The organism is Occultella glacieicola (assembly GCF_004353825.1).
GTDB classification, from domain to species: Bacteria; Actinomycetota; Actinomycetes; order Actinomycetales; family Beutenbergiaceae; genus Occultella; species Occultella glacieicola.
On sequence record NZ_SMNA01000005.1, the window covers coordinates 244,656 to 257,492 of the forward strand.

Annotated in this window: 12 protein-coding genes; 2 read left to right on the forward strand and 10 right to left on the reverse strand. The window is 71.8% G+C overall.

All coding sequences use genetic code 11. From position 1 onward, the window contains the following. Nucleotides 1-29: 29 nt before the first annotated feature. The 10 genes from EXU48_RS11470 to EXU48_RS11515 form a co-directional block, all read right to left on the reverse strand. Nucleotides 30-773 carry a class I SAM-dependent methyltransferase gene (locus EXU48_RS11470; RefSeq protein WP_133107793.1) on the reverse strand — a complete coding sequence of 248 codons (744 nt, stop codon included), beginning with the start codon at nt 771-773 and terminating at the stop codon, nt 30-32. 303 nt (nt 774-1,076) lie between these two features. Continuing rightward, nucleotides 1,077-2,072, reverse strand: a complete 996-nt coding sequence (locus EXU48_RS11475) for a dihydroxyacetone kinase subunit DhaK (RefSeq protein ID WP_133107794.1) — start codon at nt 2,070-2,072, stop codon at nt 1,077-1,079. Further along, the gene (dhaL, locus tag EXU48_RS11480; RefSeq protein WP_133107795.1) at nt 2,069-2,728 is read right to left on the reverse strand and encodes a dihydroxyacetone kinase subunit DhaL; all 660 of its coding nucleotides are present in this window, start codon (nt 2,726-2,728) and stop codon (nt 2,069-2,071) included. Before dhaL ends, EXU48_RS11475 begins: the two co-directional genes overlap by 4 nt. A gap of 35 nt (nt 2,729-2,763) precedes the next feature. Further along, nucleotides 2,764-3,537 (reverse strand): HAD-IA family hydrolase, encoded by a 774-nt coding sequence (locus EXU48_RS11485; protein ID WP_235856975.1) that lies wholly within the window; start codon nt 3,535-3,537, stop codon nt 2,764-2,766. Beyond that, nucleotides 3,534-4,394: a class II fructose-bisphosphate aldolase gene (locus EXU48_RS11490; RefSeq protein ID WP_133107796.1), complete on the reverse strand. Its 861-nt coding sequence runs from the start codon at nt 4,392-4,394 to the stop codon at nt 3,534-3,536. The genes EXU48_RS11485 and EXU48_RS11490 overlap by 4 nt, the downstream gene beginning before the upstream one ends. A 16-nt stretch (nt 4,395-4,410) precedes the next feature. Then, nucleotides 4,411-5,397 carry a sugar-binding transcriptional regulator gene (locus EXU48_RS11495; protein ID WP_133107797.1) on the reverse strand — a complete coding sequence of 329 codons (987 nt, stop codon included), beginning with the start codon at nt 5,395-5,397 and terminating at the stop codon, nt 4,411-4,413. A gap of 183 nt (nt 5,398-5,580) precedes the next feature. Continuing rightward, a complete protein-coding gene (locus tag EXU48_RS11500; RefSeq protein ID WP_133107798.1) occupies nt 5,581-7,659 on the reverse strand; it encodes a patatin-like phospholipase domain-containing protein in 2,079 nt (692 codons plus the stop codon). 22 nt (nt 7,660-7,681) lie between these two features. Then, a complete protein-coding gene (locus EXU48_RS11505; protein ID WP_133107799.1) occupies nt 7,682-8,536 on the reverse strand; it encodes an HNH endonuclease family protein in 855 nt (284 codons plus the stop codon). Further along, entirely contained in the window at nt 8,533-10,551 is a 2,019-nt protein-coding gene (locus tag EXU48_RS11510; protein ID WP_133107800.1) for an AAA family ATPase, read from the reverse strand. The genes EXU48_RS11505 and EXU48_RS11510 overlap by 4 nt, the downstream gene beginning before the upstream one ends. Nucleotides 10,552-10,657: 106 nt before the next feature. Beyond that, entirely contained in the window at nt 10,658-10,897 is a 240-nt protein-coding gene (locus tag EXU48_RS11515; protein WP_133107801.1) for a hypothetical protein, read from the reverse strand. A gap of 243 nt (nt 10,898-11,140) precedes the next feature. Between EXU48_RS11515 and lhgO the strand changes: the two genes are divergently transcribed. Both lhgO and EXU48_RS11525 read left to right on the forward strand, forming a co-directional pair. Continuing rightward, nucleotides 11,141-12,373: an L-2-hydroxyglutarate oxidase gene (gene lhgO / locus EXU48_RS11520; RefSeq protein WP_207947703.1), complete on the forward strand. Its 1,233-nt coding sequence runs from the start codon at nt 11,141-11,143 to the stop codon at nt 12,371-12,373. Between the two features lie 4 nt (nt 12,374-12,377). Then, nucleotides 12,378-12,818, forward strand: coding sequence for a VOC family protein (locus tag EXU48_RS11525; protein ID WP_235856976.1), 441 nt, complete (start codon nt 12,378-12,380; stop codon nt 12,816-12,818). Nucleotides 12,819-12,837 lie beyond the last annotated feature (19 nt).

Sequence of the window (12,837 nt, forward strand, 5' to 3'; positions counted from 1 at the left end):
AGACCGGCGTGGCACCGGTCGCGGGCGGATCAGGCCGTCTTGATCACATGGACGAAGCAGCCGGGTACCTCCCGGTCACGGCGCCGGTCCGCCTCCGGAGTTGCCCCAACGAACCGGTCCACCTCCTCCTGCACCGGTAGCAGGTGCGGAAGTTGGGCCCGCCCGTCCCGGAAGACGGCGTGTCCACCGACGGCGATCGCCGGCCACCAGTTCTCGATCTCGGCGCGGATCCCGTCGCCCGAGACCGAGGCGTCGAAGAAGACCAGGTCGTAGGGGTCGGGGCCCGGCTCGTGCAGCCGGGTGTCCCCGACCACCAGGTCCACCTGCTCGCGCAGCCCCATCCGGTCGAGCACGCGCTCCAGTTCCGGACCCCAGACGTCCTGCTTGGGGTTGCCGTCGATGGAGGTCACCCGGGCACCGCTCGCGGCGTAGAACACGGTCGAGCCACCGCGGAAGCGGCCGAGTTCGGCCATGCGCGGTCGATCGATCGCGGCCAGGATCCGGTAGAGGTAGGCGGCCTCGTCGAAGTCGAGGCGGGTGAACCGGTGGTTCAACCAGTTCGAGGAGAACAGCCAGACCAGGTCCTCGAAGCGCTCCGCCGGCACCCGGAACGCGGGCTCCGCCTGCGCCGTGTCCCAGTCCGCGGTGCGCGCCATCTTGTCCGAGAGGGAGAGCAGGAGTTCGGCGCGCACGTGTGGGTTGCGCATCGCCGAGCGGACGATGGCGAGCCCCACACGGCTACCCACCACGGCGGAGGCCGTGCGACGTCCCACGGAACGCACACCCGAGCCGGCGGCTCTCTGCGGGCCGAGCCAGATGCGGTCGGACACCGGTGAGCCGGCCGAACGCGACGGTGGAAACGAGCGCTTGAGCGTAGACAACACCACGAGAACTCCCCGGAAAACGTCGGTCGTGCCGCTTCGCGGACAGGCCGAAACGATGGCACCCCGCGATGAACTCCAGACGTGACGAAGGCTATTACTCGAGGTCGCCGTCCGTGGCCGAATGATGAGCCCCGGAGATTTGGATCCTGTCGCGCGGATCCGCCGCCCGGCGCGCACCGTGTGAGAGAACGCTCAGAAGATCCGGTTCGACACCTCCGCGGGCGCCAGCAGCAACTCCTTCAATTCGTCGTCGACCTTGAGCAGGGTCAGCGAGGCGCCGGCCATGTCCAGGGAGGTGCAGTACTCGCCCACGTAGCTGCGGAACACCGAGATGCCCTGGTCCGCGAGCTTGCGGTGGGCGATCCCGTAGAGCAGGTACTGCTCGCTGATCGGGGTGCCCCCGAGTCCGTTGATCATCAGGGCGACCTCGTCGCCGGAGGAGTACGGCAGGTCCGGCACCACCGCGTCGAGCAGGATGTCGACGATCTCGTCGGCCGTCGCGAGCTTGACCCGTTCCCGGCCCGGTTCGCCGTGGATGCCGATGCCGACCTCCATCTCGTCGTCACCGATCTCGAACAGGGGGGTGCCGCGCTCGGGCGGCGTGCAGGAGGTGAGCGCGATGCCCATGCTGCGCACGGACGCGATCACCTTCTCCCCGATCCGGACCAGTTCCTCCAGCTCGGCGCCGTTCTCCGACGCGGCCCCGGTGGCCTTGATGACGAAGAAGTTGCCGGCCACCCCGCGACGCCCGACGGTCCAGGTGGAGTCCTTGACCGCGACGTCATCGTCGACGAGCAGGGCACCGACCTTCATGCCGTCGGCCTCGCACATCTCCTTGGCCATCTCCCAGGCGGTGCGGTCGCCGGTGTAGTTGTTGACCAGGTGCAGGATGCCCTTGGGCGAGTAGAGCAACTTGGACGTCTCGTAGACGAACTCCACGGGAGGTCCCGCGAACACGTCACCGGGGCACGCGCCGTCGAGCATTCCCTTCCCGACGATCATGGTGTGCGCGGGCTCGTGACCCGAGCCGGATCCCTGGATGATGCTGACCTTGTTCTCGAAGGGTGCGTCGGCCCGGTAGATGAGGTTGTAGCGGGAGTCGTAGCTGAGCCCTCCCCCGCTGGCGAGCTGGATGCCGGTCAGCATCTCGGGGACGAACTGACGTGGGTCGTTGACGAACTTCTTCACTGTCCGGCTCCTTGCCGTGAGTCGCGCCACGCGGCGCTGATGTCCTGCAGGATCACCCCGATGGCGGTCGCCCCCGCGTCCACCGATGCGCGGCTGCGTTCGCCCGTGTAGGCGGCACGGCCACGTTTCGCGAGCATGCCCAGCGTCGCCTCCGCGGCCGTGACCGCGACGTCGGCTGCCTTCTGCACGGCGGCGACACCGCCGTCGTCGAACCCCTCGGCGATGCTGGCCTCCAGCGAGTCCACCGCCGGCACCAGCGCGTCGAGCAGGGTCTTGTCCCCCAGTTCCGCCTGTCCCCGCTGGGAGATGCCGGTGACGGCGGCCCGCAGGACCTCGATCAGTTCGGGCCCGGTGAGGCTGGTGCGGTCCCCCGCGGCGGCTGCGGCCCGCATGAACGCCGTGCCCCAGATCGGGCCGCTGACCCCGCCGACCTTGCCGGCGATCACGAAGCCGACCTTCTTCAGCACCGCGCCCACACTCGAGTGGTCGAAGGAGTCGTAGTCGGCCTGGACCACCTCGAAGCCGTTGCGCAAGGAGAACCCGAAATCGCCGTCACCGGCCACGGCGTCCAACTGCGCGAACTCCTCCGCGTTGTCCACGATGGTCCGCGCCATCGTGCGCAGGACGAGGTCGACGTCGCCGTTCGTCTCAGTCATGCCTACCTCCTGGAACCCTTCGGTCGTTGTGCGGTTCACTCCAAGCAGTTGCGCAGGTCGGCGAGGGTGACGAAGGCGTCCGGCCGGGCCTGGCCCCGGTTCGCCAGGACGAGGGTGGTCTCCCCACCGGGGTCACCGAGCGAGGTGACCACCAGCACGGCTTCGTCGTTCGGCTCGTCCCGGGTGTAGCCGTTCACGGTGAGCACGCAGCGCAGACCGGCGGCCGTGGCGGCGAGCAGTCCGTTGCGGGAGTCCTCGATCACCAGGGTCCGGCTCCGGTCCGCGCCGAGCCGTTCGAGCGCGAGCTGGTAGATGTCCGGGGCCGGTTTCTTCGCGGGCACCACGTCCCCGGCGAGGACGGCGTCGAAGGCCTCCGCCCGGCGTGGCCCGACCGCCTGGGTCAGGATGGCCCGCACGGAGGGTTCTGCGGAGGTGGAGGCGACGGCGAGTTGCCACCCGGCGTCCTGGGCGGCGGTGATGATCCGGGTGATGCCGGGCCTCGGCGGCAACGCGCCGTCGGCCACCATCTGCGTGTACCGGGCGGTCTTGTACCGGTGCCAGTCGGCGATCATCTCGGCCTGCGCGCCGGGGTCGGTGGGCAGATGGTTCTCCGCCACGAACTCCGGGGTGAGGACGCTGGCCATCCGTTCCTTGCCTCCGGCGATCTGCAGCTTGGTGGCGTAGTCGGCCTCGCTCCAATGCAGGTCGACCCCGACGTGTTCGAACGTGGCGTTGAACGCGACCCGATGCCCGTCCCGTTCGGTGTCCGCGAGCACACCGTCGCAGTCGAAGATCAGCGTGGCGCTCACAAGACCTCCCAGGCCTTCCCGGCGCTGCCGAACATCCGGATGTGCTCGGCGGCCATCTCCTGCACCGCCGCGTGCTGCGCCCGGAACAACGAGGGCGGGTCGTAGGTGCCGGGGTTGGCGCTCATGTAGTCGTAGCCGGAGGACATGAACCGGATCTTCAGCGCCGTGGAGATGTTCACCTTCGCGCAGCCGCGGGCGATCAGGTCGGCGAACTGGTCCTCGCTCATCCCGGTGCCGCCGTGCAGGGCCACCGGGATCCCGGCCCGCTCGACGATGTCGGTCACCCGCTGGTTGTCCAGCGTGGGGGTGGCGCGGTACATGCCGTGGGCGTTGCCGATGGCGGGGGCGAACACGTCCACGCCGGTGGCCTCGATGAACGCCAGCGCGGTCTCCAGGCTGAGCTCGGGCGGCGGGGCGTTCCCGGTCAGGTCCTCCACCCGGGCGAACGGCTCGATCTCACCCTCGACCAGGGCGCCGTAGTCGCGAGCCTGAGCGACCACCTCGACGCACTGGCGCTGGTTCTCCTCGACGCTCAACTTCGAACCGTCGAAGAGCACCGAGTTCCACCCCGCCCGCAGGCACGCGGTGATCAGGTCCCGGTCCGGGCAGTGGTCCAGGTGCAGCGCCACGGGCACGCTCACCGCCTCGGCCAGCTCGGCCCAGAGCACGTAGAGCACGTTCACGCCCATCGCCTCGACCGTCTTCACCGACGTCTGCACGATCAGCGGCGCCTGCAGCTCCTGAGCCGCGGCGAGCACGGCCGCCATGGTCAGGTCGTTGACCACGTTGATCGCGGCGACCCCGTAGCGCTCCTCGAACGCCCGGTCCACGATGTCCTGCGTTCGCACGATCGGCATCATCCACCTCCGGCTCTCATGACTCCTGCGCCCGGTCCGCCCGCGCCCCCGACTGCAGGTTGAGGACGGCCCGGGCGTTGGGCTCGTCCACCACGAGCGCGTCGACGATGCCGGCGCGCAACACCCCGAGGATCGCCAGCGGCTTCTCCGGTCCGCACGCGACGGCCACGACGGCGGGGATGTTCCGCAGTTCAGTCAGCGACAACCCCATCACCCGTTCCGAGTGAGGCGCGGTGATCGCAGCACCCGCGGCGTCGAGGTAGGTCCCGAGCACGTCCCCGACCGCACCGCGCGCCCGCAGCCGCGCGATCTCGGCGGCGGACAGGCAGCCGGACCGCACCATGGTGCACTCGTCGTCGGTCCCGCCGATCCCCACGAGGGCCAGCGCCGCCGTCGCGGCGAGATCGAAGACGCCCCCGACGGCGTCCTGCCGGCGCAGTTGGTCCCGCACCTGGCCGTCGGCCACGTAGGCGGGCGCATAGAGACTGTGCGCGGTGCCGTCGGCGGCGTCCGCGAGCACCCGGGCGATCTCGTTCGGGTTGGTCGGAGCGTCGACCGACGGCGATCCGCCCATCGCGCTGACGAACACGCACCCGGTGGCGGTGGGCTCCCGGAACGCGGCGGCCAGCGCGGCCAGGTCTCGCCCGTGCCCGACAGCCACCCGCTGCCCGTCCGCCAGGCGCCGCTCCAGGTACCGGGCCGCGCTGCGGCCCACCAGCGCGCGCTGCTCGGCCGGCTCCGCGGCGGCGGGCGCCACGATCGCGTGGCGGAGCCCGAAGACCTCGGCGAGGCGGTCCTCGAGGCCGAGGTCGAGCCCGCGCGGGGTGTCGATGTGGATGTCGACGACGCCGGTGGCCCGGGCCCGCTCGAGCAGCCGGCCGACCTTGGGCCGGGACAGCGCGAACTCCTCGGCGATCTGCTCCTGGGTGCGGGCGTCCACATAGGACCGGTGCGCGATCCGGGCGAGCAGTTCGTGCTCGTCAGGATTCAGTCCCACGGGCATGGCCGACTCCGAAACCTGAGCATCCGCTCACCACTGAGCGGATGCTCGCCACGGTAGCAGCGCGCGAACCGGATCGGAAGGGGCGCACTGACGCTGAACTCAATGCAGAAGATCGACGATGCGCTCCGTGTCGCGCTGGCCCTCCGTGTTGGCCGGAGCAGCGGGCGATCTGGCCGGGAGGCATCAGTACGGGAAGCGACCCCCGCCCTGGCCGAGCCCGGTACCGCCGTCGGGCAGTAGGGCGGCCGCCGGGTCGGAGGCGAGCGCGGCACCGGAGTCCACGACGGTCGGCGCTTCGAACGTCGCCACCCCTTCCTCGGGGACCAGCCGCAGCCGCGGGGTCGGCCGCGGCGCCCCCTTCGCCACGGCGTCGTCGGCGGTCCAGTCGTCGACTAGAGTGAGCAGCTCATCGACCAGGTGGTTGATCCGATTCCGCTGCCCGGCACCCGGCTGGTAGGAGGGCAGCGGCGCCTCGGCGCCGGAGCCGGCCAGGTCGGCGTAGTCCGTGGCGCCCGGAACCGGCGTCCGGTAGCCGGTCCCCCATGCGCCCAGCCAACCGTGCAGGCCGGTGGTCGAAGTTCGCATCCGGATCCACCGATGGTTCTCGAACCCGTAGCCGGGCGTGACACCGGGATCCTCGCCAGCGAACTGGTCCACGAGTTTCACCGCGCCGGCCCGGCCGCGGGCGGCGAGGGCGTCGACGATCTCCTTGGGCATGGCCAGGTTCATCCCGCCCTCGGCACCGGAGTGGTAGATGGTGACCACCCGGTCCCGGTAGCCGGGCAGGACCAGTTGGGCGTTGTCGACCCACACCTGGGAGGTGGTCACCAGGGCGTGCGCGAACCCGAGCAGTCCGGGCAGGCCCCTCGGCGTGAGCGAGTGCCAGTGGCGCAGCGCGCCGACGGCGTTGTGGGTGGGCAGGAACGTGTTCTTGGCCGGGTCCGGGTCGGGGGCCCGGCCCTCGGCGAGCTGGCCGAGGTTGATCGCGAACGTGGGCCGCTTCGGCAGCGGGCTGTCGAAGAAGTGCACGGGCAGGTTCGCGCACAGTCCGCCGTCGGAGAACCAGTTCGGTTCGAACTGCGGCAGCGCGACAAGCGCGGCGAGCGCCTCCTCGACATCCGCGTCCGGGTGCCCACCCAGCCACGCCTCGGCCTCTTTGCGGTACCGGGCGTTCTCGGCCCGGCTGAAGTCGATCGCCTCCAGCGGTACCGCCGAGATCAGCACCGGGAAGCTCAGGCTCATCCGGGTCGCGACCACGATCGGGACGTCCGCCGGCGCCGGGAACGGAACCAGCCCGCGGCGCCGCGCACAGGCGTGGGTGAGCTCGGTGTACCGGTCCCGGACCGTGCCGCCGGTGACGGTGGGCGGGTGCGCCTCGATCCAGGCGACCACATCGTCCGGGAAGTAGCGCCGCCACAGCGCCGGGTCCAGGTAGTACCCGCGGGCCTCCCACGGCATCGACATCGGCTGGTACCGGGTCACGTTCGTGGTCATCATCCGCAGCGTGATCCCGGCGGCGGCGAGCTGCCCGAACGTCACCGGTCCCGCGCCGGAGCCACCGGCAGCGCCGGAGCCACCGGCAGCGCTGGCAGCGCCGGACCCGCGGCGCCCGGCCATCGTCTGGATCCGCTCGTGCAGCCACGGGGTCAGCGCGGGCGCATTGCGGCCCCCGTACCCGGCCATCCCGGTGCACATCCCCCACCCCTGCAGCCGGCCGAGCAGCCCGCCGGCGGCGATGACGAGACCGAACACGGCACCGAGCAGGGCCAGGACCACCCCGGCGAGCACCCCGGCCCACCGGCCACCGCCGCCGCCGGAGATGCCGGCGACCACCGCGAGCACCGCGCCCGGCAGGGCGCCGAGCACCAACGCCCACCAGAACCAACGCAACGTTGCGAACACCTTCGCACGCACCGCCGTCGACCCCTTCGAGCCCATCCCGGCGGTGGCGACCCCGAACAGCGGGGCCGCCGCCCGGGTCGGCTGGAACAGCCGGAACAGGGTGGACCCACCGGCGGGCGACGGTGCGGTGATGTCGTCCGGCATCCGCTCCAGCTCGGCGAACCCGCCGCTCGCGCGACCGAGTTCGGCGGCGGCGGCCGCGGCGGCGGCAATCGCCCCGGCGGAGGCGCCACCGACCGACCGCAGCCGGTAGGTGCGGGCCAGTTCGGTGACCGCCCGCGGGTAGATCACCCCGGAGGTGATCCCGCCCTTCATCACGAGGTCACACTCCAGTTTCGGGTCCGACCAGTCCTGACTCACGACGACCTCCTGGGGTGGGGGCTCAGTCCGGCGGGAACAGCCGGTCGTAGTAGGCGGCGACCACCTGCTTGGCCATCGCCGTGTAGGGCGCGTCGTCCGCGACGAACGTGGCGACGTCGGCCACGCCTCGCGCAAACTGGTCCCGCAGGTCCTGATCGTCCGGATGCCGCCCGATCGCCTCCTTCAGGAAGGCCAGGCTCTCCAGGTGACCGCGCAGCGCACGCACCACCCGCCGTCGGGTCTCGACCAGCCCACGCCGCTGCAGCGCGCACACGGCGATGGTGGTCTCCCCCTTGCGGCTCGTCCGCCCGGAGGCGTACCGGTGCGGGAGCACCCACCCCTCGTCGATGCCGGTGGTCTGCCACACGAAGTCGAGGTGCTTCTCGGGGAAGTCGAGGTAGGGATGCAGGAGCAGCCGCTCCTCCCGCGCCTCCTGCCCCGGTGCGGTGGCCCGGTCGGCCTCGTCACCGATCGGGAACGCGTTCGCCTTGCCCGCGGTCGCCCGGACGCCGGGCAGGTCCTGCCCCCGGGGGCTGTTGCAGTCCGTGCAGGAGGGCAGCAGGTTGTCCCACTGCGACGCGAGCCAGTAGTAGCCGGGCGGGGTGCGCACACCGTCGATGGTCACCTCACCCTTGGGCCGGTAGTGCTCGACGGCGACCGGCTGGGTCGCGAGGTAGGAGGACTCGCAGTAGGCGCACTTGAAGCCGAAGGCCGCCTCGAGGGCGTCCTTCACGTCCGGCGCCTTGTAGATGGCGTACTTGTTGTACTTGTCCACGCCGTTCCAGGTCGCATAGAACGCGGCCGCGCGGGTGCGTTCGCGCACGGCGCGGTCGGAGGACAACGTGGCCGGCTCGGGCGGGCGCGGCACCCGTCTCATCGCTTCGCCCCCGACGCCCGAGACGTCGCAGCCGCCCCCGCGGCCCCGGGCAGTCGCGCGGTCCACAGGGCCGCGAGGTCCTCGGTGACTTCCGCGGAGGTGCGCTCGACGGCGTCCCCGACCTGACGCCGTCGGGCGATGAACTCGTCGGCGGCGGCGAGCAGCAGGCGGTCCCGCTCGGTGGTGCCGAGCACCCCGATCTCGTCGAGGCGGGCACGGACCCGGTCCAGCTCGGCCCGCTGGTCGGCGGACCGGCGGGTCAGTCCCTGGAGCCGGTAGTAGGTCGCCCACAGGTCGTCGAGCTCGGGGTCGTCGGTGCTGCCCAGGCCGAAGTGTTCGGAGGTGAGCAGCTGGTCCACCCGCATGCCCTGCACCGAGGGCAGGTCCGTGATCGCGATGACGTCGGCCTCGGCGTTGCGGCGGATCACGGTGACCTCGCCGTCGAGCAGGCCGCGCAGGCACAGCGGGTCGTGGGTGGACACGATGAACTGGACCCTCGGCATCAGGACGCGCAGCGCGGTCACGATCCGCATCCGCCAGCGTGGGTGCAGGTGCGCACCGAGCTCGTCGATGAGCACGATCCCCTCCGCCAGCTCCACCCGGTCCCAGCGGGTCAGGACGGTGCGCAGCACGTCGCAGGCCAGCACCAGCATCGACTGGTAGCCGTCGCTGAGCTCGGTCAGCTCGGCGACGGAGTTCAGCTGGTGGATCCGCACCACCCGGCGCCGGCGGTCCGCCTCGATGCGGGCGGTCTCGGAGAGCGCAAGCAGGTCCACGAGGCCCTCGGTGACGTCGGCGAACACCGGTTCCGTCAGGGACAACAGCCAGTGGGTGGGGTCGGTGAGCGGGCGGAACGGGTCGAACAGGTTGTCCACCCAGGCGCTCGCGTGGTCGGTGCGCTCGGGGACCGGCTCCCGGGGCAGCAGCCGGGTCGCGCCGTAGCCGAGGAGCAGCACCGGGGCGGCCTCGGGCCCGGTGAACTCGGTGTCCCCGGTGCGCCAGGAGAGTTCGAGCGGGCGCGCCTCCCCGGTGAGGTAGACCTGCACCCGGCCCACCCGCGCGCGGTGGCGCAGGTAGGCGCCGGCGTCCATGGCGAGCTCGCGTCGGTAGGCGCCGCCGATGAGGGTGAGCGCGATCGCGTGCAGGATCGAGGACTTGCCGCACCCGTTCTCCCCGAGCAGCACGGTCCACGGACCCTCCTGGCTCGTCGACTTGGAGAAGTCCAGGTCCAGATCCCGGATCGGCCGGAAGTTCTCGATGACCACCCGGTCGATCCACTTCGCCGCGCCGTAGTAGCTCGGCGCCTGGGTGGGCGCGAGCGGGAGGTTCAGGTCGTAGCTCGGCCGGGGCAACGCGACTGCGGGGGTGTGCCCGACACCGCGTTCGGTCATCGACGGGAACACCGCTGCGGCCGGGGCCGGTCCGCCCGGCGCGCCTGCGCCGGCCGGCGTCGGAGTGGCCCCGATCTGCCGGGCGCGCCGCTGCACGAGGGCCGACCGGTTCAGCGCCAGCACCTCGATGGTGACCCGCCCGCGTTCGCTGGCGCCGGCCACGGTGCCGTCGGTCTGGTAGAGGAGGTGGGCGCCGAGGTCCTCCCGGCCCGGGTCCAGGAGCAGCGCGTCCTCGCTCGCCCACGGTTCATCGGCGTCGGAACGGGCGCCGCGGACCGGGAACCGGCTGCCCTTGGCCCGCACGCAGTCCACGCAGGCGGGCAGCAGGTTCGTCCAGGTGTATTCCAGCCACCGGTAGTGGCCCGGGCTCACCGACCCGTCCTCGCCGACGGCGTTGCCGGGCGGGCGGTGGTGCGTCACAACCGCGGTGGTCACCTCGAGCGGGGACTCGCAGTAGGCGCAGCGGTCGCCGGTCATCTCCAGGAGGCGCTCGATGATCGCCTGCGGCGCCGGCCCGGGGGCGATCTTGGTGGCCGCCGCCTCGTGCTCGCGCGATGTCAGGCCCGCGTTCTGCGAGCGGGCGCGGGCGAGTTCCTCGGGTTCTGCTGGGCGCACGAGTCGCATGGGACCTCCGCCGACCGGTGGGCGACATCATCCCACCGGGCGGGTGGCTCCGGTGGGCGTTTGCCAGCGAAGAGGCGGCCGCGAGGGCCGTGATACGGCAGGCGGGTCAGGACCGGCTGATGTTCGGCAGTGCGGCGAGCGCGGTGTCCCCGGCGGCGTCGCGGTGCAGCATCGGCACGATCACCCAGCCGGGTCCGGCGCCACCGGGCCCGGTGACGTGGGCGGACTCGTCATCTGGGGTGGTCCAGTCGGATCGTCGCCATTCGGTCACCACGGCGTCGGCGACATCCCCCAGCTTCATCACGTGGTCGAGATCGCACACCCACGCACACGCTGTCTCACCCATGTGCCCACTCCCCGATTCGATCCAATTCGTTCCCTTGAGCGCTCTTCACGCTAGTCCGGGATGTGATACAGAGCACTAGTGGGATCGGGTGATCTTGGGGCTGGACGCTCCTCACCCCGGGGTGAGCTCGGGGTGAGGTCTCACCCTCCTCCAACCGGATCGGCGGACTCGCCACCGGCGGGCCCCTTCCCTGGCACGATCACTGGTGGCCGAGGCGACGGACGAGGACGGGAGCACTCGATCGTGAAGGTGCTGGTGGTGGGTGCGGGGATCCTCGGGCTGGCGACGGCGGCGCGCCTGGCCCGTCGCGGCGACGAGGTGGTGGTCGTGGACAAGGAGCCCGGGGTGGCGCACCACCAGACCGGCCACAACTCCGGGGTGATCCATTCCGGTCTGTACTACGCGCCGGGCAGCCTGAAGGCGCGGCTGGGGACCGCGGGCGCGGCCAGCATGACGGCGTTCGCGCAGGACCACGGCGTGCCGGTGCGGACCTGCGGGAAGCTGGTGGTCGCCGTCGATGACGCCGAGCTGCCCGCCCTGGCCGAACTGGCCCGGCGGGCCGAGGCGAACGGGGTGCCGGCGCGGCTGATCGACGCCGCCGAGGCCCGTGAGTACGAGCCGAACGTCTCCTGCGTGCGGGCGCTGCGGGTGGAGAGCACCGGCATCGTGGACTACGTGGGCGTGTGCGAGGTGCTGGCCGGGCAGATCGCCGACGGCGGAGGGCAGGTCCGTTTCGGCCGCACTTTCCGCGGTGCCCGCACCGTGGGCGGGCGCGTGCGCGCCCGGGTGGACGTGCTGGGCGCCGACGGCGCCGCGACGGACACGGGCCGCGAGGACGTCGTCGCCGATGCGCTGGTGGTCTGCGGCGGACTGCACGCCGACCGGCTCGCCGACGCCTGCGATGTGGTGCCGCAGGCCCGGATCGTGCCGTTCCGCGGTGAGTACTTCGAGCTGGCCCCGGCCAAGACGGACCTGGTCCGCACCCTGATCTATCCGGTGCCAGACCCCCGGTTCCCGTTCCTGGGCGTGCACCTGACCACGATGATCGGCGGCGGCGTGCACGCCGGCCCGAACGCGGTGCTGGCCCTGGCCCGGGAGGGTTACACCTGGCGGGACGTGAATCTGGCCGACCTGCGCGGCTCGCTGTCCTGGCCCGGCCTGTGGCACCTCGGGCGCCGCAACCTCGTGCCCGGGGCGAACGAGGTCATCCGGTCCCTGTCCCGGACCCGGTTCGCGGCCAGCCTGTCCCGGCTGGTCCCGGGCATCACGGCCGCGGACCTAGTGCCGGCTCCGGCCGGGGTGCGGGCCCAGGCGCTGCGCCGGGACGGGTCCCTCGTGGACGACTTCCTGATCCAGCGGTCCGACCGCCAGCTCCACGTGCTGAACGCTCCTTCGCCGGCGGCGACGGCGTCCCTGGAGATCGCGGCCCACCTCGAGTCGGAACTGGACGCGATGCTCGCCGCCGAGGCACGCTGACCGGATGAGCCACATGGATCAGCAGGTGCATTTCGTCACCCTCGCCACCGCGGACCTGGACGGTGCCCGCCGGTTCTACGCCGACGGCCTCGGCTGGACGCCCGCCCTGGACGTCCCCGGCGAGATCCTGTTCTTCCAGGTCGCGCCCGGCCAGATGCTCGGGCTCTTCGACGCGGTGAAGTTCAACGAGGACCTCGGCGCTCCGGCCGGGCCGGCCTCGGTCTCCGGGGTGACACTGGCCCACAACGTGGCCGGACCGGACGAGGTGCGCGCCGTGGTCGAGGCCATGACCGACGCCGGGGGCACCGTGCTCAAGGCCCCGCAGCCGGGCGCGTTCGGTGGGGTCTTCCACGCGCACGTGCAGGATCCCAACGGGGTGATCTGGGAGATCGCGCACAACCCGGGCTGGACGGTCGACGCCGACGGCACGGTGCGGTTCGGGTAGGTCCCCGGCAGGCCGGGCC